At 39.3% G+C, this 22,466-nt stretch carries 25 protein-coding genes; 11 read left to right on the forward strand and 14 right to left on the reverse strand.

What is annotated here, in order from left to right; genetic code table 11:
• Positions 1 to 104: 104 nt before the first annotated feature.
• Complete coding sequence (locus tag QNJ52_RS09715; RefSeq protein ID WP_283722450.1) at positions 105 to 1,139, reverse strand: C45 family autoproteolytic acyltransferase/hydrolase; 1,035 nt, start codon at positions 1,137 to 1,139, stop codon at positions 105 to 107.
• Positions 1,140 to 1,154: 15 nt separating this feature from the next.
• Complete coding sequence (locus QNJ52_RS09720) at positions 1,155 to 1,529, reverse strand: hypothetical protein (RefSeq protein WP_219493065.1); 375 nt, start codon at positions 1,527 to 1,529, stop codon at positions 1,155 to 1,157.
• A gap of 136 nt (positions 1,530 to 1,665) precedes the next feature.
• Between QNJ52_RS09720 and QNJ52_RS09725 the strand changes: the two genes are divergently transcribed.
• Together QNJ52_RS09725 and QNJ52_RS09730 are read left to right on the forward strand one after the other, a co-directional pair.
• Positions 1,666 to 1,836: a hypothetical protein gene (locus QNJ52_RS09725; protein ID WP_099483475.1), complete on the forward strand. Its 171-nt coding sequence runs from the start codon at positions 1,666 to 1,668 to the stop codon at positions 1,834 to 1,836.
• Positions 1,837 to 1,892: 56 nt separating this feature from the next.
• Entirely contained in the window at positions 1,893 to 2,414 is a 522-nt protein-coding gene (locus QNJ52_RS09730) for a type 1 periplasmic-binding domain-containing protein (RefSeq protein ID WP_219493063.1), read from the forward strand.
• A gap of 10 nt (positions 2,415 to 2,424) precedes the next feature.
• On the opposite strand, the gene QNJ52_RS09735 is transcribed toward QNJ52_RS09730, so the two are convergent.
• The 6 genes from QNJ52_RS09735 to QNJ52_RS09760 all read right to left on the reverse strand — a co-directional run bounded on the left by QNJ52_RS09735 (position 2,425) and on the right by QNJ52_RS09760 (position 7,804).
• Positions 2,425 to 3,462, reverse strand: a complete 1,038-nt coding sequence (locus QNJ52_RS09735; protein WP_219493061.1) for a hypothetical protein — start codon at positions 3,460 to 3,462, stop codon at positions 2,425 to 2,427.
• Between the two features lie 178 nt (positions 3,463 to 3,640).
• Positions 3,641 to 4,054, reverse strand: coding sequence for a YolD-like family protein (locus QNJ52_RS09740; protein ID WP_120785993.1), 414 nt, complete (start codon positions 4,052 to 4,054; stop codon positions 3,641 to 3,643).
• Between the two features lie 104 nt (positions 4,055 to 4,158).
• Positions 4,159 to 5,010 (reverse strand): agmatinase, encoded by an 852-nt coding sequence (gene speB, locus QNJ52_RS09745; protein WP_283722451.1) that lies wholly within the window; start codon positions 5,008 to 5,010, stop codon positions 4,159 to 4,161.
• Positions 4,994 to 5,854: a polyamine aminopropyltransferase gene (gene speE, locus QNJ52_RS09750; RefSeq protein ID WP_283722452.1), complete on the reverse strand. Its 861-nt coding sequence runs from the start codon at positions 5,852 to 5,854 to the stop codon at positions 4,994 to 4,996. Before speE ends, speB begins: the two co-directional genes overlap by 17 nt.
• A 13-nt stretch (positions 5,855 to 5,867) precedes the next feature.
• A complete protein-coding gene (gene speD, locus QNJ52_RS09755; protein ID WP_283722453.1) occupies positions 5,868 to 6,293 on the reverse strand; it encodes an adenosylmethionine decarboxylase in 426 nt (141 codons plus the stop codon).
• A 2-nt stretch (positions 6,294 to 6,295) separates the two neighbouring features.
• Positions 6,296 to 7,804 (reverse strand): aminotransferase class I/II-fold pyridoxal phosphate-dependent enzyme, encoded by a 1,509-nt coding sequence (locus tag QNJ52_RS09760; protein WP_283722454.1) that lies wholly within the window; start codon positions 7,802 to 7,804, stop codon positions 6,296 to 6,298.
• A gap of 209 nt (positions 7,805 to 8,013) precedes the next feature.
• On the opposite strand from QNJ52_RS09760, the gene pglS reads away from it, so the two are divergent.
• Positions 8,014 to 9,033: a 6-phosphogluconolactonase gene (gene pglS, locus QNJ52_RS09765; RefSeq protein ID WP_219493054.1), complete on the forward strand. Its 1,020-nt coding sequence runs from the start codon at positions 8,014 to 8,016 to the stop codon at positions 9,031 to 9,033.
• Between the two features lie 95 nt (positions 9,034 to 9,128).
• The gene (locus QNJ52_RS09770) at positions 9,129 to 9,902 is read left to right on the forward strand and encodes a carbon-nitrogen family hydrolase (protein WP_283722455.1); all 774 of its coding nucleotides are present in this window, start codon (positions 9,129 to 9,131) and stop codon (positions 9,900 to 9,902) included.
• Between the two features lie 32 nt (positions 9,903 to 9,934).
• Here the strand turns inward: QNJ52_RS09770 and QNJ52_RS09775 are convergent, their stop codons facing one another.
• Positions 9,935 to 11,305, reverse strand: coding sequence for an aldehyde dehydrogenase (locus tag QNJ52_RS09775; protein ID WP_219493051.1), 1,371 nt, complete (start codon positions 11,303 to 11,305; stop codon positions 9,935 to 9,937).
• 66 nt (positions 11,306 to 11,371) lie between these two features.
• On the opposite strand from QNJ52_RS09775, the gene QNJ52_RS09780 reads away from it, so the two are divergent.
• Positions 11,372 to 12,328, forward strand: a complete 957-nt coding sequence (locus QNJ52_RS09780; protein ID WP_283722456.1) for a Gfo/Idh/MocA family protein — start codon at positions 11,372 to 11,374, stop codon at positions 12,326 to 12,328.
• A 117-nt stretch (positions 12,329 to 12,445) separates the two neighbouring features.
• Here QNJ52_RS09780 and QNJ52_RS09785 read toward each other — a convergent pair whose 3' ends face one another.
• Genes QNJ52_RS09785 through QNJ52_RS09795 form a run of 3 tightly spaced genes read right to left on the reverse strand, consistent with a single transcriptional unit; the run spans position 12,446 to position 14,245 of the window.
• Positions 12,446 to 12,712, reverse strand: a complete 267-nt coding sequence (locus QNJ52_RS09785; protein WP_331466782.1) for a GNAT family N-acetyltransferase — start codon at positions 12,710 to 12,712, stop codon at positions 12,446 to 12,448.
• A 12-nt stretch (positions 12,713 to 12,724) separates the two neighbouring features.
• Positions 12,725 to 13,645: a manganese-dependent inorganic pyrophosphatase gene (locus QNJ52_RS09790; protein ID WP_283722457.1), complete on the reverse strand. Its 921-nt coding sequence runs from the start codon at positions 13,643 to 13,645 to the stop codon at positions 12,725 to 12,727.
• 45 nt (positions 13,646 to 13,690) lie between these two features.
• Positions 13,691 to 14,245 carry a cysteine hydrolase family protein gene (locus tag QNJ52_RS09795; protein WP_283722458.1) on the reverse strand — a complete coding sequence of 185 codons (555 nt, stop codon included), beginning with the start codon at positions 14,243 to 14,245 and terminating at the stop codon, positions 13,691 to 13,693.
• Between the two features lie 69 nt (positions 14,246 to 14,314).
• Here QNJ52_RS09795 and QNJ52_RS09800 point away from each other — a divergent pair, with 69 nt between their 5' ends.
• Positions 14,315 to 15,457, forward strand: a complete 1,143-nt coding sequence (locus QNJ52_RS09800; protein WP_283722460.1) for a glycosyl hydrolase family 28-related protein — start codon at positions 14,315 to 14,317, stop codon at positions 15,455 to 15,457.
• 107 nt (positions 15,458 to 15,564) lie between these two features.
• On the opposite strand, the gene QNJ52_RS09805 is transcribed toward QNJ52_RS09800, so the two are convergent.
• Together QNJ52_RS09805 and QNJ52_RS09810 are read right to left on the reverse strand one after the other, a co-directional pair.
• Positions 15,565 to 16,611, reverse strand: coding sequence for a nitric oxide synthase oxygenase (locus tag QNJ52_RS09805; protein WP_120786003.1), 1,047 nt, complete (start codon positions 16,609 to 16,611; stop codon positions 15,565 to 15,567).
• 1 nt (position 16,612) lies between these two features.
• Positions 16,613 to 17,779 (reverse strand): MFS transporter, encoded by a 1,167-nt coding sequence (locus QNJ52_RS09810; RefSeq protein WP_120786004.1) that lies wholly within the window; start codon positions 17,777 to 17,779, stop codon positions 16,613 to 16,615.
• A 107-nt stretch (positions 17,780 to 17,886) separates the two neighbouring features.
• Here QNJ52_RS09810 and QNJ52_RS09815 point away from each other — a divergent pair, with 107 nt between their 5' ends.
• The 5 genes from QNJ52_RS09815 (at position 17,887) to purB (ending at position 22,438) form a co-directional block, all read left to right on the forward strand.
• The gene (locus QNJ52_RS09815) at positions 17,887 to 19,344 is read left to right on the forward strand and encodes a nicotinate phosphoribosyltransferase (protein ID WP_219493039.1); all 1,458 of its coding nucleotides are present in this window, start codon (positions 17,887 to 17,889) and stop codon (positions 19,342 to 19,344) included.
• A complete protein-coding gene (gene nadE, locus QNJ52_RS09820; RefSeq protein ID WP_283722461.1) occupies positions 19,345 to 20,163 on the forward strand; it encodes an ammonia-dependent NAD(+) synthetase in 819 nt (272 codons plus the stop codon). It abuts the gene before it with no gap.
• 67 nt (positions 20,164 to 20,230) lie between these two features.
• Positions 20,231 to 20,797 (forward strand): DUF2179 domain-containing protein, encoded by a 567-nt coding sequence (locus tag QNJ52_RS09825; RefSeq protein WP_096075896.1) that lies wholly within the window; start codon positions 20,231 to 20,233, stop codon positions 20,795 to 20,797.
• On the forward strand, positions 20,787 to 20,960 hold the full coding sequence (locus QNJ52_RS09830) for an NETI motif-containing protein (protein ID WP_099483455.1): 174 nt from the start codon (positions 20,787 to 20,789) through the stop codon (positions 20,958 to 20,960). The genes QNJ52_RS09825 and QNJ52_RS09830 overlap by 11 nt, the downstream gene beginning before the upstream one ends.
• Before the next feature lie 182 nt (positions 20,961 to 21,142).
• A complete protein-coding gene (gene purB / locus QNJ52_RS09835) occupies positions 21,143 to 22,438 on the forward strand; it encodes an adenylosuccinate lyase (RefSeq protein WP_283722462.1) in 1,296 nt (431 codons plus the stop codon).
• Positions 22,439 to 22,466 lie beyond the last annotated feature (28 nt).

Below are 22,466 nucleotides of genomic sequence, written 5' to 3' on the forward strand. Positions count from 1 at the left end.
CGAGCAGACACTTCTAAAAATCAAAAAGACACCCGGAAACAAACCCCGTTTCCTAGTGTCTTTTCATGATTTTATTCGTGTCTAAGCACTCGTGTCACGACCTATTATTCACTTGCGAATGTTAAATGCGTATCGATTTGTCCAGTTATCTCGTAGTGAGGTAACGGTTTGCCATCTAGCCAATCCTGCAAGTTAAGGGTCACGGGGGTTCCGTTACTGCCAAGCGTGATGTCGCATGCCATATCTTTCGGGTGATAACAGCTCGTATGAATCGTACCACTCCAGCTAGAATAGAGGTTGCTGAAGACACCTTGGCTGGGATCATTCATTAAGCGAAAGGCAGTGTGCGCATCAATGTGAGAAGTGAGCTGCTTCAAGTGCTTCATACGCATATGTGAATCATCAAGCACTCGTCTATTCTCGTGGGTGAGTACTTCGAAATGATTTGTGCAGTAATGATGATTACGCACCGTTTTTTCTCTCGGTGTTGCTTCGACAATCTTAGTGATACCTGATTTATCCAGCAATATGTAGCTGAAGCTGGAACGATGTGGAATTTCTTTCAAGAAGGCGACTGCTTCTTCAATGTCTTTACAATATTCTAAAATCATACGTCCGATCATATAGCAGACGAAGCCATCTCCAGGTGCCTTACGATGCATAAAGTTATAGCCCATTACAAGACCATGCTCATTCATTCCATCCATACGACCTGTAATACGTGAAACAGGTGCCATCGTTGCATAGCCGATATCACTCGGCTGATAGAACGTAAATCTACCATCATATGTTGCAGGATGATAATCATAGTTCCTTACCATATAATCTTCTGTTGTAAACACGCTGCATCCACTTGGCTTCGCATACACTCTATAGTGGCCGAAATTAAGCAGCACCTGTGTCATATCCATGTGGAGTCCATCCTGTAATCCGATGAGTTCCTCCCATATACCGGGTGCATACTCCATGAATGCATCCATTGATTCCTCGATATTAATATCAAATCGGGGACGACGAAGACGCCACTCTCTCGCTCTGTTTTCCATCATGAGTGTCGTCTTCAGCCATTCAGCCTGATGCCGCCCGAAGTCATAATGGTTACCTCTAAACTCCGTGATCATACTTTTAACTTGTTGCATGATTTCCCAGCTTTCCTAATTGTTTGTTACATTATCTTCAATATATGCATGAATAAGCCTTCTTGCATCACCATCATCATCAAATGTTAATATACATAACCTGGCTTTTTCTGATGATTCGAAGTTACCGCTACTCATAGAAATTTTTATCACAACAATATTCTCAGATCCACGTTCCGTTTTATGCATTACGTCAAACTGCCAGTCCCAGTCGTTTTTTTTAGCGACTTCAATTGCTTGTTGCATTAAGGCGATCAGTGTCTCATAATTCATTTCAATTGTTACACCATTTTCTTTAGTTAAGAAAACGTGCACACGTTTAGATATAAGCTGTTTTATTTTATCGATGTCGTTATGCTGCCAGGCAGCAAGTAAATGTACATGAGCCATCCTGTTCATCCTTTAAATGTATTTGTTTTATTATATATATAATCGTTTTAATTTGAAATAGTTAATGTCAAATATTTTTATGATGAAATTATTTATGATAAACTAAGGACAAAAGTAAACTTAGGAGTGGATATGGATGGAATTGATCAAAGGATTATTTAAAGCAGTATTTATCTTTGCCTTAGTATTAAGCGTTATTTTGACAGCAGGCGCTGCATTATTTTTCATCAGCTTTAAGAAAGATTTTGAAGATATCGAACGTCGTACGAAAGAAATCGTTTCACAAATTGAATCAGAACACGCGTAGAACTCAATTTTTTGAGTTCTTTTCTTTTTGAATAAATTAATAGACGAGGTGCTTATTTGAATACAGTTCAGCATGTTTTAGACATTAATCCGAGATTAGAATCCGAGATGCTTACATTGATTGCTTTGATGAAACAGAATAAACCTGCTATCCGCGATATTGTAATCGGGTGTAGCAGGCATGACTCTCATATCCGTACAGCATATCAGTTTAAAACATTATGGGAAGCATACGGCGGACCATTTGGTGATGGAGGACAAGTACTCGCTGTTGTGGACTGGAATGAACGCGCTAAGTCATTTAATAAATACATAAGAAGGATAAATAGACATAACCCTGATGCCTTTGTAGCGCTAGGTGCAACAGAAGGCTTTGAACAGGTGATGCGCAGATTACATCGTCTGACGGATATAAAGGCGCACCGCACATACGTCATGTCGACACTTGCTTCCCAAAGCATGATTAGTAGTGGTGGTATGTTTATATTTGAAGGGATGCGTGGCATAACACCTTTTGGTCATGACTTTGTTGTAGAAAGTGGCATGTTGCAGGTAAATGGTCATAGTCGTGCCGTATAGACGCTGTGATTCAAATTAATCGGCTGATATAAAGAATACAGCCGCCATACGCGGTAAATAATACAGATAATAATAGTGGATTAGTATATGCATCTCCTGTATCGGGCAGTGTTTTATCCACGGTCTGTTTTACTTTATATTCGGAGTCAATATGGTCTTCAGGGTGCATAGAGGTTGTTTCTTGAGTCGTTATTTCTTTCGTACCGCTTTCTTTTTGAATAGGTGATTCATATTGTTCTGCAACATTATAGGAAGAACTTTCGTCATCTTTTACAGGTGACACCGGAATCTGTGGCATTACGCCCTTATACGCTTTATTGTTGTTTTCTTGTGAGGTGACTGAGCGTTTCGTATACGTATATTTCTTTTGCACCTGCTGCTCTTTGTTTGATTGTTCCTCATCTGCCTCGTCGTTCAGCTTAATATTGAGCTTCTGTTTCTCAGGTGCGTTTTGTGGCATTACACGTGCTGCTCTTACTTTCGGAGGCGGGTCGTCTGTCTGCACTGTAATACGACGTGTTTCTCCTTGCTTGATACGAATGGGTTCTACTGCTTCGTCAGTAGTCGCCGTATATACCGTGTCACGCTTTAAGTTATCGAAATGAGCGGTCCCGTCTTTTGCTTCACTTGTCGCGATACGTTTATGTCCTTCGTTAAGATATACATGGACAGCTTCAGATGGAGTAAATGCAGGTGTGAATACTCTAACGGTTGTGTCGTTATTTGACGGTTGTTCGGTCTCATCATCATGTGGACGAGGGACTTCTTCAAGGATGCCATCTACCGGTTCATCTACATGAATGATATGCTTATGACCTACTTTAATAGGGATAATCTGCCCATCCACTTCAATTTCATTGACAGTATTATTGAAAATATAGTAACCATCGTCGTCTGTTTCGTAGTAGAGGTCATCATTTACTGTAAAGTGATATTTTAGCGGCTGGGCATGTTCATTTTCAAAGTACAAGATTGTAGGGGGTAACTCGTTAGCATATAGTGGCAATGGAATGATCAGCAACAATAATAGTATTATAATTGTTCGCATTATAGACTCCTTTAGTTGATTTGCTTATATTATGCCATGTGCTACGCGTTTGCTGTGATGAATTACCGAATCTTATCATTCATTTAGCTTCAGTTCACAATGCTTGTTTGAACTTTAATAAATTGTAATAAATCCGTTACTTTATCAATATTATTATGCAAATTCTGGATATTAATTGTTAAATGGTTTCTGTAATAATCTCAAGATTTACAATATCTAAAAATGACACAAAATACGTGTGCCCTTCGTTTACCGTCGTGCCGATAATAATGGCAGCCCACTGATCAACCTTCTCGATATACATCATTGTATGCTGAATTGTGCCGTCGATGTAATAATCAATGTAAACTGGCTGCTGCTTACTGAGTGCGCTATGTAGTATCTCATTAATTTCCTGTAAGCGGTCTTCTGATAGTTCTGGACGTTCAATCTTCGCTTGTGCATCAATCTGGCGCTTAACATCTAGAAATTGTTCGGGCATCGTCGCAAAGGGTGCCCACTTAATCATGCCACGTCCTCTTGGAATATTTCTGTTCAATTGTGCAGGATCGATTTTACGGTAATCTGTTTCACCATAGATTGGATGAATCATTTTTATCCCTACTTTCAAGCTTTTCTTTCATTATACGAACATACGTTCTGTTTTTCAACAAAAAAATAATCTGAAGTTGTGAAACCTTCAGATTATAAAATATTTTACTTCGTAATCGCAAGCATCAGTTCACGTGCAACTTTCGCTGCAACTGCATTAGAAACGCCACTATGGTCGTATGGTGGTGACAATTCTACAATATCTGCTGCAACAACGTTCAGTTGTTCGAATACTCTAAATGCGGGTTCAAGTTCTCTATAAGTTAATCCGCCGGGTTCAGGTGTTCCTGTACCAGGGAAGATAGATGGATCTAGGCAATCCAGGTCAATTGTGAGATATACGGGCGTATTACCGATAATACCGGGTAAATTCTTTAATGTATCAATTGAAAACTTCTCAAGAATTGTATGTGTATCGCTCCAGTCAAACTCTTCTTTCGTACCTGAACGAATACCGTATTGATAGATTCTGTTATCACCAATAAGGTCATGTATGCGGCGTACGACTGTTGCGTGAGACAATGGTTCTCCCATATAGTCATCACGTAAGTCTGTATGTGCATCAAGCTGCACAAGCATCGCATCCGGATACTTTTCTAGGACGGCACGCATAGGGCCGAGCGTCACTAAATGTTCGCCACCGATCATAAACGGCAGTTTGCCTGCATTTAAGATTGTACGCGCAGTCTCTTCAAGTTCTTCTAGTACTTTCACCTTATTACCGATTGTAATATCGACGTCGCCTGAATCCATAATGCGGACGTCTTCTAAGTCTTTGTTTAAGAATGGGCTATACGTTTCAAGGCCATATGATTCAGAACGAATAGCATCAGCTGCAAAGCGTGTACCAGGACGATTTGAAACCGTACCGTCAAATGGCGCACCGTATATCACTGTCGTGGCTTCTTCAAATGAAGATTCGCAGCTCATATACACATGTTTATTCGGTTGCATCATCGAGCATCTCCTTAACGAATGTTGGAAGGGCGAATGCACCTGTATGAATATCTGTGTTATAGTATTTAGTTTTTAAGCCAAGTTTGTTCCATGCATCTAAGTCAGCATCTTTTAATGGGTCGAATTTCTTAGAAGCAAATCCAAATAACCAATGTCCTGATGGATAAGTCGGCATATGGAATTGATACACACGCGTAATCGGGAATAATCCTTTGATCTTAGAGTGTGCACGCTTCATTTCATGTGCGTAGCTTGGATAATAAGGAGATTCATGCTGATTGATTAATATACCGTCATCTGCTAACACACGGAAACAGTTGTTATAGAAATCATGTGAGAATAACCCTTCACCAGGACCGATTGGATCAGTAGAGTCTACTAAGATAAGGTCATAGTAACCATCTTCTTTGTTCTTCACGTATGCCAAACCGTCTTCGAATAATAAAGTAACACGTGGATCTGAGAGCTTTCCTGCTGTAATCGGAAGATATTCTTGAGATAAACGTACAACGCGCTCATCAATTTCTACCATATCAATTTGTTCGATTGATGCATAGCGTGTTAACTCACGTACAGTACCCCCATCACCACCACCGATAACGAGTACTTTCTTAATATTAGGGTTTGTTGCCATAGCAACATGCGTAATCATATCGTGATACACGAATTCATCTTTTTCGTTAACCATCATTAAACCATCTAAAGTAAAGAACGTACCAAATTCTTCAGACTTGAAGAAATCAATTTGCTGGAATGGTGTTTTTTCGGTTAAGATATGTTCCGTTGTTTTAATAGAAAATTTTACGTTATCCGTGTGATTCTCTGTATACCATAAGTCTAACATGTACAATTCCTCCTTATTTAGCTGCTACTTCCACAGGTTTGAATGATTCTACAACGATTTCACCTTTAGAATATTTGTGGATCTTGTCAGCCATACCACGACCGATTTCATATGAATCTGAAAGTTCAGCTTTCAGTGCTTTTTGCAGGAAATCTTCAGCACGCCAAGGATCAACTGTATCTCCGCAAGTGAATACATCAACTGATGCATAGCCATATTCAGGCCATGTATGAATTGTTAAATGTGACTCTGAGATGATAACAGCACCACTTACACCGTAAGGATTGAATGTATGGAAACAGCTTTCAACGATTGTCGCACCACTTACGCGGGCAGCTTCATTCATGATTGCTTCTACCTTATCATGGTCTTTTAAAATATCTTTGTCACAGTTATAGTATTCGATTAAAACGTGTCTTCCAAGTGTTGTTAACTTCATTATTAAGTATCTCCCTTATGATCAATTATAAATACTTCATTTTTGTTTTCTGCGCCAATCTTGATGATGGGCTGATCGTTAATAAATTTCCAGTAGTCGATGACTTCCTGGGTAATCATTTCACCGGCCATCAGGATTGGAATACCTGGTGGATAGATCATTAAACTTTCTGCACATATTTCATTAAGTGCATCTTCAATCTGGACAACTCTAGTCTCTGAATAGAAGACATCTCTTAAACCCATCTTCTGCATCGGAATCGACATCTGCTTCAGAATCGGTGGAACGAAAGGTTTGTCAGGATTAAAGTGTTTAATGCTGATGTGTGCGAGTGCATCATAGAGCTTATTGAGTTCAGCTTCATTATCCATAAATGAAACAATCCCCATCACGATATTAGGTTCTGCAAGTTCCATCTGAATATCGTAAACGCTACGCAGCGTGTGATACACTTCAAAACCTGATAAATCAAGACGATGATCAATATAGATTGTGAGTTTAGTTTCGTCTAACTGCTGCTGATATTTGTTGCTAAATTTCTCTGGTTCTAACATGTAGAATCCGGGAATTTTATTGATTCTTTCTCTGAATGACTGAACAAGTGACAATACATTGTTGATCTTCTCTGCACCGTGCAGCGCTAAATGCTGACGTGCAATATCAAGTGATGACATGAGCAGGAATGATGCGGATGTGGACGTCAGCATATTGATGATGCTCTTTACTTTATGCTTATCAATCAGCTTGCTGTTAAATAATAATGCGCTCGTCTGAGTGAACGAACCGCCTGTCTTATGTAAGCTCGTTGCTGCCATATCTGCACCAGCTTCCATACTGGACAGTGGTAAGTGTTCTGAGAAGCGGTAATGTGCGCCATGTGCCTCATCCACAAGAACAGGTATCCCAGCGCTATGCGCAATAAAGACAATCTCCTTCAAGTCGCTTACTGCACCGAAATAAGTCGGATTCATAATGAATAGTGCCTTTGCATCAGGATGCGCAGCAATCGTTTTGCGTACTGTATCAACACTGATGTTGTGTGCAATCCCGTATTCTGTATCGAACTCAGGCACCATATATACAGGTGTGACATCAGCGAGTGCCATCGCATTCAGCACAGATTTATGAACGTTTCTAGGAAGTAGCAATTTATCTTTGGGTTTGAGTGCTGACAGAATCATCGCCTGAATGCCAGACGTTGTACCATTTAATAAAAAGTGTGCTTCATCTGCTAGAAATAGATCAGCCATTAAGGCTTGCGCATCATGTATCACGCTTGTCGGATGATCAAAGTTATCTAAAGTCGGCATAGAATTCACGTCATGACGTAATGTGCGCATGCCATAATAGTTGAGTGCATAATCAGAATCGATGCCACGCTTATGACCAGGTACATCAAAGCTTGTGACGTTTTGTGCTTCATATTCTTTTAAGGCAGTAAATAAAGGTGTAACGTTATGTTTGCCTTTGTCGATACTGTGTAAAACCTTTTGGGAATGTGTATGAATCATTGGACACTCCTTAAAATTGGTAAAGATTTAAATATTAGTTTTACTTAACAAATAGTTATGTAAGACTGTCATTTATTAATACCAAACAAATTGTAATGTATTACTAAACTTAACGCAACAAAAATTTTTAGATTTTCGAAAGTTTTTTGTGTGTTCTCATAAGCAATATTATATAGGATTTGTTAATATGACTATGAGGAGGCGTTAACATGACTAAAATTAAAGGGTTATTAGGTTCTTATACAAAAAATGATGGCAAAGGGATTTATACCTTTGAAATAGATACTGACCTGAAAAAGATTACATCAGTAGAAACAGGCTATGAAGTAGGGGCATCGACTTACATCCAAAAGCATGGTGATAAGTTATATGGCATTAAAAAAGACGAGCAAGGTGCAGGGATTCAAAGCTATCAGATCGGTGAAGAACTTACAGTAATCAATGATTTACTGGAATCTACAGACAGTGGTTGTCACTTATGGATCAGCCGTGATGGGAAGTATCTATTAGAAGCGGTGTATGGATCAGGAATAGTGAGACTTTATGCATTAGATGACAATGGAGCAGTAGTACAACTTATCGATACACATCAGCAGCAAGGTAGTGGACCGAACGAAGAACGTCAAGATAATGCACATACGCACTATATTCAGGAAACACCGGATGGATATGCAGTTGCTGTAGATTTAGGAACAGATGAAGTGATTACATTTACGTTCGGTGATGAAGGATTTAAGCAAGTCGGCGTATTAGATGTAGAACCGGGCATGGGGCCAAGACATTTAATCTTCCATGAGAACGGGAAGTATGCGTACTTATTCACTGAGTTAAGCAATGAAGTTGTGGTGTTGTCTTATAATGACGGCAAGTTTGAAATGAAAGAGAAATATTCGGCGCTACCTGAAGACTTTACAGGCCATTCACAAGGTGCAGCAATAAGAATGAGCCACGATCAGCAATTTGTTTACGCATCAAATCGCGGACATCAGTCGATTGCAGTGTATAAAGTACAAGGTGAAGGTGAAGCGCTAGAACTGGTTGAAATTATATCTACACAAGGCGATTGGCCACGTGACTTCAATATTGATAACAGCGATAAATATTTAGTATGTGCACATGAAAGAGACGGTGTGTTAAGTTTGTTCGAGCGTGACGAGCAGACAGGACGCTTAACATTATTGGATGATAGTGCACGTGCACCAGAAGCAGTATGCGTGCAATTTTTATAAGGAAGATGATACCGGATGAGAATGTCCGGTATTTTTTGCAGATGAAATTGGCACGGCGCCAAATTCAAACTGGCAGAAACGAGAGGAGTTTTAAAATGAAGTGTGCAATCTATCAAATGGAGATTATTCCTGGAAATCCTGATGAAAACATTGCAAAGATAAGAAAATGGATCATTGCACTGGATGAAAGTATAGAGATTGTCATTCTTCCTGAGATGTGGAATACTTCTTATGTGCTGGATGAATTAAATGAGCTTGCGGATGAAGATGGAACTCGCGAGATTCGTGTGTTACAAGAGATGGCGAAGGTGCATCATGTGCATATTGTCGGGGGTTCAATAGCTGTAAAGTCTCACGGCCGTATCTTCAATAGGAGTGTTGTTATTGATCACGATGGCGAAATTGTGCACCAATATGATAAAGTGCATCTCGTACCGATGCTGGATGAACCGAAATATTTAACAGCGGGGAATCATATTCAAACTTTCACATTAGACGAGATAAAGACGGGTGTTATCATCTGTTATGACCTGCGTTTCCCTGAGATTTCAAGGAAGCTTGCTTTAGAAGGTATAGAAGTCCTCTTTGTCGTTGCGGAGTGGCCAGCTTCACGCATTGATGCTTTCAATAAGCTGCTCTATGCACGTGCGATTGAGAATCAGGTCTATGTTATCGCGTGTAATAATGTCGGTTACTGCGGAGAAGAGCAGTTTGGCGGACAGTCGAAAGTAATCAATCCACTTGGCACGTTAGTAGAAACACTTGAAACAGCAGAGGCAACGTTAAAGGTATCTGTTGACCTGGATTATAGTAAAGAAGTGAAGTCGTCTATACCAGTGATGAACTCAAGACGTCCGGAACTATATTAAAAGCAGTCGGGAATTGATGTCCCGACTGCTTTTTATTTAAACAATTGTTTTACATATTTGAATTTTCCTTTGTAGGGTGGGAAGAGTAAACCAGATTCAAGCTTTGTACTCTTTGTAATATAGCTCTTTTCATGGCTGAATAATTCAAATGAATATTTCCCGTGATAGCTTCCGATACCTGAGTGCCCAACACCACCAAAAGGAAGGTTTGGATTTGCAAGATGCAAGATTGTGTCATTAACGCATCCTCCGCCAAATGACAGACGATTAAATACTGCTGTTATTTGATCACTGTCTTCAGTGAAGAGATAAAGTGCAAGCGGCTTCTCATACTGCTCAACGATATCATACACTTCATTGAACGTATCATAGCCGATAATCGGTAATATTGGACCGAAGATTTCCTGCTGCATCACGCTGTTGCTGAGCTCAGGATCAAGAATAATGGTAGGCGCAACAAACAGTTCATCAGCATTGCTCTCTCCACCATAAATGACTTGTTGACGACTGTCTTCTATTATATTGACTAAGCGGTTGAAGTGATTATCATTAACGATGCGACCGAAGTCTTCACTCTGTTCTATTTGAGCACCATAAAACTCCTGGATTGTTGTCTGTAATGCCTTCACGAACTTCATCTTCACTGTGTTATCTATTATAACGTAGTCTGGAGCGACGCACGTCTGACCCGCATTCATAAACTTACCGAATGCGATGCGTTCAGCAGCCACTTTAAGATTAGCAGTATCATCGATAATGACGGGGCTCTTGCCACCAAGTTCTAGTGTTACTGGTGTTAAATGTTTACTCGCTTTCTCATAGACGATTTGTCCGACTTTGGTGCTGCCTGTAAAGAAAATATAGTCGAAGCGCTCATCGAGTAACTGTGACGTTACTTCTTTCTCGCCTTGGACAACTTTTACGTAATCTTCAGGGAATACTTCTTCTAATATTTCCTGAACGACCATGCTTGTCTGCGGTGTCATTTCTGAAGGTTTCACGACTGCACAGTTCCCCGCAGCAAGTGCGCCGATAAGCGGTGACATCACGAGCTGAAATGGATAATTAAATGGACCGATAATAAGCACGGTGCCGTATGGTTCATATTTGATAAAGCTCTTTGCTGGAAACTGCATCATCGGGGTTGTAACAGACTTTGTCTTTGCCCAGTTTTTAAGTTCTTTAATAATATATGATAACTCTTTCATAACAAATCCAACTTCTGTTGCATATGCCTCCACCTTATTCTTTCCAAGGTCACTTTTCAGTGCGTCTAGAATATCAGGTTCATGTTTCTTTATAGATTTCTTCAAAGCTTTCAAATATTTCTTTCTGAATTTTATATCTTTTGTCGATTGTGTTTGAAAGAAATCGCGTACATTTTGAATTTCTGAATTTAACATAAATTTAGCCTCCATCTATTTAGAAATAGGGTATACTATAAAAAAACTTAATTACGAGGTGTTACTATGAAATTTGGAATTATCGGAACGAACTGGATAACGGATCGTTTTATCAAAGCGGGCAAAGTGACGGATGGATTCGAACTCCATAGCGTGTATTCTAGAACGCTGGATAAAGCAGAGATGTTTAGCGAGCGCCATCATATTCCGAACTTTACTGATAACTTTGATGCATTTCTAGAAGATGAAGCACTCGATGCCGTATATATCGCTACCCCCAATATACTCCATCATCAACAGGCGATTCAAGCAATGAATCATAAAAAGCATGTGCTATGCGAAAAGCCAATAACAACTTCTTTAAAGAACTTCAATCTAATGGTGCAGGCACAAGAGAATAATGGCGTATACTTTATGGAAGCCATGAAAAGTATCTATTCTCCTGCCTATTTAAAACTAAAATCATGGATTGAAGAGATTGGCACGATTAGACGTGTTAACTTTCATTATAACCAATATTCATCACGATATGATAAGTACAAGGAAGGAATCATCGAAAATGCCTTTAAACCCGAACTTGGAAATGGTGCATTGATGGATCTTGGTGTGTACACAATCAGCCCGCTCGTTGATTTATTTGGCTATCCTAAAAGCGTGCAGTCAACTGGGAAAATTTTATCGACTGGTGCAGATTGTCAAGGAACCGTAATTTGTAACTATCATGATATGACAGCGTTATTAAGCTTCTCAAAAATTATCGACAGCCACCAGCCTTCAGAAATCATAGGAGAAGAAGGTATTATTACTATAGATAAAATCTCCGCACCCTCTCAAATCGTAAAAATGAAGCGCAGTGGCGAAGTCATAGAGACATTTAGCTGTGATGGTCAGCCGATGCAATATGAGATTGAGCATTTTATTAAATGTGTCACTGCGCAGCAGGATGATATGAGCAATAAGACATCACGTATGACGATGCAGTTAATTGATGAACTAAAAGCACAGATGGATTTATTATTTTAATAAAGATACAAAAATAATATTGATTATTCAGATAATTCAGTTTATAATAAATGCATACCATTTTTTCATTCTTTCAAATCGAAAGCGCGATTCGTATTTACGAATCGCGCTTTTGTGTTATTTAATGAGTGACTGCATCTCAGGGTCTCTTTCCATTACGACACGTGCATAAGGGCAGAGTGGTACAACCTTCAAGTTATGCTCGCGCGCGTAATCTACTGCACGTTCAACAAGCTGTTTCGCGATACCTTGTCCACGCAACTTAGGGTCTGTATATGTGTGATCAATTACAATCGCATCGCCTGAGGGCTGGAACGTAATTTCAGCGTCAGGTGAGGCTTCATTACCAACATAGAACTTATTATTTCCTTGTAATATTTCCATCATTATCACTCCTTATTCAGTAAGTGCTGCAGTTAATTGTGGTACAACTTGTTTCTTACGAGACACAACGCCTTCTAATAATGCTGTGTTTTGATCAAGTGCTACGTTAAACGCTTTCTCTACTGCAGGCTGTTGTTGTCCTAGTGCTAAAACTTTAGAGTTTGAGTTTAAGATATCAGTGACTACAAGAACGAATAATGCATAGCCTTCTTGTGCAGTTTCAGCGTTGATTGCTTGTTCTAATTCATCTTGACGTGCGAGTACTTCGTCGATATCAACAGTGTTAACTTGTGCTACGCGTACTTCGTGATTTCCCATCGCAAATGACTTCGCATCGATGTTTAATAATTCCTCAGCAGTTTTGTCTTTCGTAGATGCACCTGCTTTTAACATTTCAAGGCCGTATGACTGGAGGTCGATATTCGCGATCTCTGCTAACGCTTCAGCTGCTTTTACATCTTCATCTGTACAAGTTGGAGACTTGAATAATAAAGTATCTGAGATGATTGCAGAAAGCATTAAACCAGCGATTTCAGGTTTGATTTCTACATCGCTTTCTTTATACATCTTATGTAAGATCGTTGCAGTGCATCCTACGGGCTCAGCACGGTAGTGAAGTGGACCAGCAGTTTCAAAGTTCGCAATACGGTGGTGGTCTACTACCATTAAGATTGTTGCTTCTTCAATTCCCAGTGCTGATTGCTGGAATTCGTTATGGTCAACTAAAATAACTTCTTCTTTGTCTAGACTCTCGATTAATCTTGGTGCTTCTACGCCGAATTTGTTTAATGCATATTCAGTTTCACCGTTAATATCACCTAAACGTACAGCTTCGATATCTTTACCTAAAGCTTTTTGCAAATCAGCCATTACTAAAGCTGAAGTAATAGTATCTGTATCTGGATTTTGATGTCCGAATGTTAAAATTGTCATAGTTCTTCTCCTTTAATCATGTTTGTTATTAGTTTATCACGATTGTTATTCGCTATCTACAGTCATGCCCAGTACATTTTTGAAATGTTCTAGCGCATACGTATGACCGATGGGGTTAAACGATGCAACTGCACGTTCGTCAACGTACATTTCATAACCTAAGTTATAACCGTCCATTGCAGTATGTAATACACAAATATCTGTACATACGCCAGCGAGCTCAATATTGTTAATATGACGTTCTGTAAGCAGCTGATGTAATGGTGTACCACTGAATGCGCTATAACGACGTTTGTCTAACCAGTAGACATTGTCCTTCTCTTCATCTCTTTGATATAACGCATCAAGCTTTCCATATAGCTTTCTGCCATCCGTACCTTCAATGTTATGTGGCGGGAAGAGTTTCGATTCGGGGTGATGTATATCATTTTCAAAATGTAAATCCATCAGCACATATACCGGTTTTCCGGCATTCACATAGTGTTCCCACTTAGAAGCAAGTGATGATTCTAAAGTGATTGCGGGCTCACCACAAGTCAATTTACCATTAAGCGCAACGAAGTCATACGAATAATCTACAATAATTAAAGCATCCTTCAAAACAATCACTCCTTAACATAATTTACGTAAAACGGGTATACTCAACATTATAATATAAAAGAGATGTAGGTGGAATTATTGAAAAAAGTAAACGTGTTAAATTATGGCGCAAAAGGTAAAAATATTATCTTTGATACGATAGGATTTCAGCGCGCACTTAATATAGCAAAGCAACAACCCGTAAAAATATATGTTCCAGAAGGTAAGTATTACATATCAAAGGAACTTGTTATTTATAAACATACGCACTTACATCTGCATAAAGATGCAGAAATTATCAGGATGAGTCCGTTTGCGCTGCTTAAGAATGGGAATAAAGGTGATCAGTTTAAAGGATATGATGGCAACAGTTTCATTACAATTGAAGGAGGCACATTCAACCAGAACGGACACGTGCTGAACTTTAACAACACGATTATGTCGCTTGGGCATGCGCGAGAAATAACGATTAAAGACGTTACATTCAAAAACGTTGTACAAGGACATGCCATCGATGCGTGCGGCCTTGACGGATTTAAAGTAACAGGATGTAAGTTTCTCGGATTTCGCGATGACAGTGGAGCGCGTGCGTTCAGTGAAGCGATTCAGATTGACCTGCAGCTGAAAGACTCGTTTCCAAAGTTTGGTGCATACGATGCAACGCCGACGAAAAATGTTATTATCGAAAATTGCTATTTCGGAAACTCTGGAGATCCCTTAATGAAACCATGGAACCGTGCGATTGGCTCACATGCGAGTCATCACGAAGTTTACTATGAAAACATAACAGTGCGAAATAATATATTCGAAGGCATGGGTGACTATGCACTGACATTCCTAAAATCAAAAGTACTGCATATTCACGACAATGAATTTATCGACTGTGCAGGCGGTATTCGATACCGTTCAACAAAAAGTGGTAAGTATACGACAGACTTAACCGGTCATGTGCATAAAGGAGCAGCGGGAGAGCTTACAGTTATTAGACGAAACACATTTAAAGGCATTAAAGAAAAACATGCAATACTCTTCCAAAGCTATGAAGGAACTAAAAATAAAGATATCTATATCGTCGACAATGACTTTGAAAACGACGCATGCTCTGTGAAAATAGGACACGCAACCCACGTTGTCTGTGCACAGAATAAAAACTTGAAAAATATTAAAAAAGAAGAAGTGGATGACTTCTTTGATGTGATTGAAGTCGCATCAGAGAATGTAGGGGAGAAGTAGGTCGTGACACGCCGTTAATCAAAGGTCGTGACACGAGCGTTTAGACACGAGGAAAAAAGTAAAAAGATAGTGAGAAACGATTGTTTCTCGCTATCTTTTATTGTTCTCTACGTACTGAAAGGGCATTTGCCAACCTTTTTCTTGTAATAGAAATTCGGGGTGTTGTATATATTCTTATAACCTTTATGGAAGTTGTGCACGATTGATGGAGAGATCGGTGGTATGAGCCAAGTCCAGTCTCCCGTTACACTTCTGCCTTCGTCCGCTTCATTTTGTTCGAAGCGTGCGAATTGTCTACTTGCGGTATAGTGATCCACAATTGAGACACCGTGCTGTTTGAATGAGTGATATACCGCATAGTTCATCTCTACAACGGTTCTGTCTCTCCAGTAACTTGTTGTTGTCGTCGTATCGAATCCGAATGCTTCTGCGATTTCTTTCATCTTGTCATAACGGTAGTCATCGAGGAAGTTCCTGCTTGCGATTTCGCTTTCCATATACCAACCATTAAATGGAACTAGCGGGTATGTGATTCCGCCAATTTTTAAGTCCATACTTGAAATAATCGGTACCGCATACCATGCGAGATTTAATTGATTGAATGCTTCGTGTTCCGGGTGTGTGATAGTAACTTCTTTAATGATGTCCGGGTTGATTTCATATGTCTTAAATGTGCCATCAATCGAATACAGAAGAGGTAAGAACTTACCGAAATTTGTATACCCTGTATGTTCGATGAGTGCTTTCGTCTCACGCACAATCGGGTCATCACTATAACGGATGAGCTGGTCGTTATAGAGGTTTATTCGCTGTTTATTTGCATCAGCAAATATTGTAATTGTCGGTATGATCATTCCATCGTTCGTTGCGCTATCAATATGATGTTCGATTGCTTCGATAAATGCTGCTTCACTTTCAATATGTCTGTTATCTATAACTTTCAACTTATCCCAGAATAGTCTGCCGATACAGCGATTGCTGTTACGCCATGCAACGCGTGCGCCGTATTCCAGTTCTTCAAATGTATGTGTATATGTACCTGTTTCTTCTATTTCTCTTTCTACTTCTTTAATACGTGCTTTCATTAATTGTTCGCTGAAGCACTGTTCTTTATAGAATTGTGTAATGAAAGCTTTTGCTTCATTGATGACCATGTCATCCCTCATTTCTAATTGTCAGTCGTTTTCTGTAATCATAAATTGTAGCCATACTGATGAGTAGGAGTATGACAGCAATAAAGCTGAAAAATTGTGTGTTGTGCGAGAACTGAATCGTCATCCCGCCGATAATCGGTCCTGTAATACTACCGACACTGAATATGAGCCCGCACATTAAATTTCCTGCTGGCAAGAGTACTTTCGGTGTGATTTCTGTCATCAATGTCACGCCTAGTGAATAAAGTGACCCGATAAAAATTCCGGCGATAAAGAAAAGAGCGAGTAATACATAACCATTACTTGTAAAGAATTGACATAATATAAAGATACACGCACCGATAAATGTCACGATGGATAACAGCACATTACGATTTACTTTATCTGAAATCATACCTAGGGGTATTTGAAACAGAATCGCACCTAAACTATACGCAGGAATGATTAAGATGATTAAGTTTACATCGACGCCATTTTTCATGGCGAACACCGGGAAATTGCTGTTTAAACATGCTTCCAGCACACCATACATCATAGGGAATAAGAATGCGACCCAGCTCGTCTTCATCACCTTGCCGAAGTTTGCAGTTGTGTTCTTTAGTGAAATGTTCGAGGTCTGAACTTCAGGATACTGGTTTTTCAGTAATAATATTAAACTGCAGGCACATAACGTGAGTAAACTGCTTGCAACAAAAGGCAGTGCTTCATGTATGTCATACAGTTTAGATAATAACGGTCCGACCATAAAACCTGCTGAAAAACTAAGACCATAAATGGAAATGATACGTCCGAGTTTATGTCTCGGTGTTGATTCTGTAAGCCATGATTGCGTTGAGAAGTGCAGCATATTATCCCCCACCCCGACAAGCAATCTTAATATGAACCAGATCGTCATATTCTTAAGTATCGGAAAGAGTCCGAGCGACAAGAATATGATGGCTCCTCCTATAATAATAAGGTTCTTATAACCGAACTTTCTGAGTAATCCTTCTAAGAATAATGAGGCTAAAAAGACGCCGATGTATATGGATGAGGCATGAAGTCCGTTGACGAATGTCGATACATTATCGTGCTCGAAGATAATCGCGATGAGTGGCAACAGCATCCCTTGAGTCATGCCGGAAATTGATACGATGATAGATAAAATGATGAAATTTTTCTTGAACATATGATGCCTCCTTGCATTAATTGTAACAGAATGTTAAAGCGATGCCTAAATGAATTCACTATGGTAATATGAAATTAATATGAGCTTATTGAATAGGGGAGAAGAGGATGTACAACTACCAAGATGATAGCTTGATGTTACACACAGATCTATACCAGATTAATATGGGAGAAACATACTGGAATGATGGTATTCATGAGCAGACTGCAGTATTTGATGTCTATTTTCGTAGCATGCCGTTTGATAATGGATATGCAGTGTTTGCAGGTCTTGAACGCGTGATAGAGTATGTGAAAGGTTTCAAGTTCTCAGAAACAGATATCGCATATTTGAAGACTCTCGGCTACAAAGAGGACTATTTATCTTATTTGAAGGATTTGAAGTTTACAGGTAATATCCGTGCGATGCAGGAAGGGGAAGTATGTTTCAACAATGAGCCGTTATTACGAATAGAAGCACCTTTAATTCAGGCGCAGCTACTTGAGACAGCGATATTGAACATCGTCAACTTCCAAGTATTGATTGCAACGAAGGCAAGCCGTATTAAACAGGTTGTTGGCGATGAAATCGTCATGGAGTTCGGAACACGCCGTGCTCAGGAATTAGATGCAGCAATCTGGGGAACACGTGCAGCGTATATCGCGGGGTTTGACTCAACAAGTAATGTGCGTGCGGGCAAATTGTTCGGTATTCCGGTTGCCGGAACACACGCACATGCGATGGTTCAAGCCTATGATGATGAGTATGTGGCGTTTAAGAAATATGCAGAACGTCATAAAAACTGTGTGTTCCTGGTGGATACTTTCCATACACTGAAATCAGGTATGCCGAATGCTATTCGTGTTGCTAAAGAGTTAGGCGATAAGATTAATTTCGTCGGAATTCGCCTTGACTCAGGTGACTTAGCATATCTTTCAAAGGAAGCACGTCGCATGCTCGATGAAGCAGGTTTTCCTGATGCTAAAATATTTGCATCTAATGATCTAGACGAAGAAACGATTATTGCACTCAAACAGCAAGGGGCTAAGATTACAGCGTGGGGTATCGGTACGAAACTCATTACAGCATTCGATCAGCCGGCACTTGGTGCAGTATACAAACTTGTTGCAATAGAGAATAAAGCAGGGCAACTAGAAGATCGTATCAAAATTTCAAATAATGCAGAAAAGGTGACGACTCCTGGTAAGAAGAAGGTATATCGTATTATCAACAATCAGACAAATAAGTCTGAAGGAGATTATATTACACTGGACTTTGAAGATCCCTCTAAAGAGAAACCATTAAAGATGTTCCATCCGATTCATACGTATAAGCAAAAGTGGATCAATGATTTTACTGCGAGAGACTTGCATCAGGACATCTTTGTAGGTGGAAAACTTGTATATGAAGTGCCGTCACTGGAAGTGTCACGTAAGTACTTACAGGATAATTTGAATCTTCTGTGGGAAGAGGCGATTCGTTATTTGAATCCCGAAGAGTATCCAGTAGATCTGAGCTTATTATGCTGGGAAAATAAAAATCAGGAAATTTATGAAGTTTCCAATAAGGTGAAAGAAGTGAAATAGATGCTCCAACAACAAATTATTGAAATATTAAAGACAAAGCCATCCATTGATGCCGGAGAAGAAACGCGTGAAATCATTGACTTTATCAAGACATATGTTCAGCGCTATCCTTTTATAAAATCACTAGTGCTTGGAATTTCAGGAGGACAGGATTCAACACTTTGCGGTAAGCTTTGCCAGATGGCGGTGGATGAACTCAAGTCAGAGCGCGATATCGAATTTATTGCAGTGCGATTACCATACGGTGTTCAAAAAGACGAACAGGATTGCGAAGATGCAATAGCTTTTATTCAACCTGACAAAGTAATTACGATTAATATTAAAAAAGCTGTAGATGCTAGTATTGAAACATTGAAAAGAGCAGAAATTACGTTAACAGATTTCCAAAAAGGTAATGAAAAAGCACGTGAACGTATGAAGGCACAGTACTCGATCGCCGCTGCAACGGAAGGCATAGTTATCGGAACAGATCATGCAGCAGAAAGTATTACAGGGTTCTACACGAAATTTGGAGATGGCGGAGCCGACATATTCCCCCTTGCCGGCTTAAATAAGCGTCAAGGTAAATCTATCCTGAAGTATTTAGGTTGTCCGGTTCATCTATATGAAAAAGTTCCGACAGCTGACCTGGAAGAAGATAAACCACAATTGCCTGACGAAGTCGCACTCGGTTTGACTTATGAAGCAATCGATGACTACCTTGAAGGTAAGACAGTAGATGCTGAGTCTCGAGAAAAGATAGAAAGTCATTATATAAAAACTCAGCATAAGCGTATGCTTCCGATCACACGTTATTCAATCGAGGAACTCATAAAATAAATTACCATTGCAAACCCTTATCTTCAGTAGTAGAATTTAAGAATGATTTTTTATAGGGGGGATTACAGTGCCGGCAATAGATAACCCATGGATTACCGTGCTATTAATATTTGTTATCAATATTTTTTATGTATCGTTCTTAACGATGCGTATGATTCTGACACTTAAAGGTTATAGATATCTCGCAGCCTTTGTTTCAGTATTAGAAGTACTTGTCTATATCGTAGGATTAGGTATGGTAATGAATGGTCTAGATAAGATAGAAAACATCATCGCTTATGCATTAGGATTTGGTGCAGGGATTATTGTAGGGATGAAGATTGAAGAAATGATTGCATTAGGCTATATCGTTATCAATGTGACGACTGCGGAATATGATAAGGAAATTCCGAAAACTTTGCGTGACCTAGGTTACGGTGTAACGCACTATGCAGCACATGGCCGTGATGGTGATCGTCTTGTAATGCAAATTTTAACCCCACGTCGTTTTGAACTTAAATTAATGGACACAGTGAAGCAGCTTGATCCGAAAGCATTTATCATTGCATATGAGCCTAAGAATATTCATGGTGGATTCTGGGTTAAAGGTGTGCGCAGTAAAAAGTTAAAGGCGTATGATACAGATGAAGTTTGAAGTTAAAGACAATGAAACAATTACACAATGTTTAGAACGCATGAAGCAAGCAGGTTATGCACCAGTAAAAAGATTTCAAAAGCCAATTTTTCGTGAAAATGAAAAAGGTGAAATAGAAGTGTATAAAGAACAGATTATTTTTACTGGTAAAAAGATTCAATAATGAAAATCGGTCCGTTCAGGGCCGTTTTTTTTAATGAGAATTTTATCTCATCGAAATATCTGTTAAAATAGAAGGTGTAGCATAAAATACACGAACTTTATAAATGAATAAATAAAAAATGTACGGAATTTTAAAAGTTTGTTATACTGATTAAGATAAAACATTTACGGAGGAATCTATTCATGATTGAACGTTATTCAAGAGAAGAGATGTCAAACATCTGGACGGAACAAAACAGATTTGAGGCTTGGTTAGAAGTTGAGATACTTGCAAGTGAAGCTTGGGCAGAATTAGGATATATCCCTAAAGAAGATGTGAAGTTAATCCGTCAGAATGCTCGTGTTGATGTTGAACGCGCAAAAGAAATTGAGATGGAAACACGTCATGACGTTGTTGCTTTTACACGTCAAGTATCTGAAACATTAGGAGAAGAGAAGAAATGGGTGCACTACGGTTTAACGAGTACAGATGTAGTGGATACAGCGTTAAGCTATGTGATTAAACAAGCGAATGACATTATCGAGAAAGATCTTGAAAGGTTCATCGAAGTATTAAAACAAAAAGCATTAAAGCATAAAACAACACTCATGATGGGTAGAACGCACGGTGTACATGCTGAACCGACAACATTCGGTTTAAAGATGGCGTTATGGTACATGGAAATGCAGCGTAACTTAAAGCGTTTTAAAGAAGTGCGTAAAGAAATCGAAGTTGGTAAGATGAGTGGCGCAGTAGGTACGTTTGCAAACATTCCACCTGAAATTGAAAGCTATGTTTGTGAGAATTTAGGATTAGGATATGCTGAAATTTCAACGCAGACGCTGCAACGTGACCGTCATGCTTACTACATTGCTACATTAAGCTTAATTGCTACATCAATTGAGAAGTTTGCAGTAGAAGTACGTGGTCTCCAAAAGACTGAAACACGTGAAGTTGAAGAAGCATTTGCTAAAGGTCAAAAAGGATCTTCTGCAATGCCGCATAAGCGTAATCCAATCGGTTCAGAGAATGTTACAGGTATCGCACGTGTTATTCGTGGCTACTTAACAACAGCTTACGAAAATGTACCATTATGGCATGAACGTGATATTTCACATTCATCTGCTGAACGTATTATGTTACCGGACGTAACGATTGCGTTAGACTACATGTTAAATCGTTTCACGAACATCATCGATAACTTAACAGTTTACGAAGATAACATGAAAGCAAATATGGAGAAGACATTCGGCTTAATCTATTCACAACGCGTCATGCTTACGTTAATCGATAAAGGTATGGTTCGTGAAGAAGCATACGATACAGTTCAACCGAAAGCGATGGAATCATGGGCAACGAAGACGCCATTCCGTGAGCTAGTTGAGCAAGATAGCAAGATTACTGGCTTATTATCGAAAGAAGAACTTGATGAGTGTTTCAACGAGAATCACCATTTAAATCAAATCGATACATTGTTCCGCCGCGCTGGATTAGAATAAATCACACTTTATTAAACCGCTTACGATT

Source organism: Macrococcus sp. S115 (assembly GCF_030067655.1).
Taxonomy (GTDB): domain Bacteria; phylum Bacillota; class Bacilli; order Staphylococcales; family Staphylococcaceae; genus Macrococcoides; species Macrococcoides psychrotolerans.

Excerpts from the sequence above, each read along its gene's own strand:
- QNJ52_RS09715 (WP_283722450.1), bottom strand. The coding sequence starts at position 1,139 with ATGCAACAAGTTAAAAGTATGATCACGGAGTTTAGAGGTAACCATTAT.
- QNJ52_RS09720 (WP_219493065.1), bottom strand. The coding sequence starts at position 1,529 with ATGGCTCATGTACATTTACTTGCTGCCTGGCAGCATAACGACATCGAT.
- QNJ52_RS09725 (WP_099483475.1), top strand. The coding sequence starts at position 1,666 with ATGGAATTGATCAAAGGATTATTTAAAGCAGTATTTATCTTTGCCTTA.
- QNJ52_RS09735 (WP_219493061.1), bottom strand. The coding sequence starts at position 3,462 with ATGCGAACAATTATAATACTATTATTGTTGCTGATCATTCCATTGCCA.
- QNJ52_RS09740 (WP_120785993.1), bottom strand. The coding sequence starts at position 4,054 with ATGATTCATCCAATCTATGGTGAAACAGATTACCGTAAAATCGATCCT.
- speB (WP_283722451.1), bottom strand. The coding sequence starts at position 5,010 with ATGATGCAACCGAATAAACATGTGTATATGAGCTGCGAATCTTCATTT.
- speE (WP_283722452.1), bottom strand. The coding sequence starts at position 5,854 with ATGTTAGACTTATGGTATACAGAGAATCACACGGATAACGTAAAATTT.
- speD (WP_283722453.1), bottom strand. The coding sequence starts at position 6,293 with ATGAAGTTAACAACACTTGGAAGACACGTTTTAATCGAATACTATAAC.
- QNJ52_RS09760 (WP_283722454.1), bottom strand. The coding sequence starts at position 7,804 with ATGATTCATACACATTCCCAAAAGGTTTTACACAGTATCGACAAAGGC.
- pglS (WP_219493054.1), top strand. The coding sequence starts at position 8,014 with ATGACTAAAATTAAAGGGTTATTAGGTTCTTATACAAAAAATGATGGC.
- QNJ52_RS09770 (WP_283722455.1), top strand. The coding sequence starts at position 9,129 with ATGAAGTGTGCAATCTATCAAATGGAGATTATTCCTGGAAATCCTGAT.
- QNJ52_RS09775 (WP_219493051.1), bottom strand. The coding sequence starts at position 11,305 with ATGTTAAATTCAGAAATTCAAAATGTACGCGATTTCTTTCAAACACAA.
- QNJ52_RS09780 (WP_283722456.1), top strand. The coding sequence starts at position 11,372 with ATGAAATTTGGAATTATCGGAACGAACTGGATAACGGATCGTTTTATC.
- QNJ52_RS09785 (WP_331466782.1), bottom strand. The coding sequence starts at position 12,712 with ATGGAAATATTACAAGGAAATAATAAGTTCTATGTTGGTAATGAAGCC.
- QNJ52_RS09790 (WP_283722457.1), bottom strand. The coding sequence starts at position 13,645 with ATGACAATTTTAACATTCGGACATCAAAATCCAGATACAGATACTATT.
- QNJ52_RS09805 (WP_120786003.1), bottom strand. The coding sequence starts at position 16,611 with ATGGTCATCAATGAAGCAAAAGCTTTCATTACACAATTCTATAAAGAA.
- QNJ52_RS09810 (WP_120786004.1), bottom strand. The coding sequence starts at position 17,779 with ATGTTCAAGAAAAATTTCATCATTTTATCTATCATCGTATCAATTTCC.
- QNJ52_RS09815 (WP_219493039.1), top strand. The coding sequence starts at position 17,887 with ATGTACAACTACCAAGATGATAGCTTGATGTTACACACAGATCTATAC.
- nadE (WP_283722461.1), top strand. The coding sequence starts at position 19,345 with ATGCTCCAACAACAAATTATTGAAATATTAAAGACAAAGCCATCCATT.
- QNJ52_RS09830 (WP_099483455.1), top strand. The coding sequence starts at position 20,787 with ATGAAGTTTGAAGTTAAAGACAATGAAACAATTACACAATGTTTAGAA.
- purB (WP_283722462.1), top strand. The coding sequence starts at position 21,143 with ATGATTGAACGTTATTCAAGAGAAGAGATGTCAAACATCTGGACGGAA.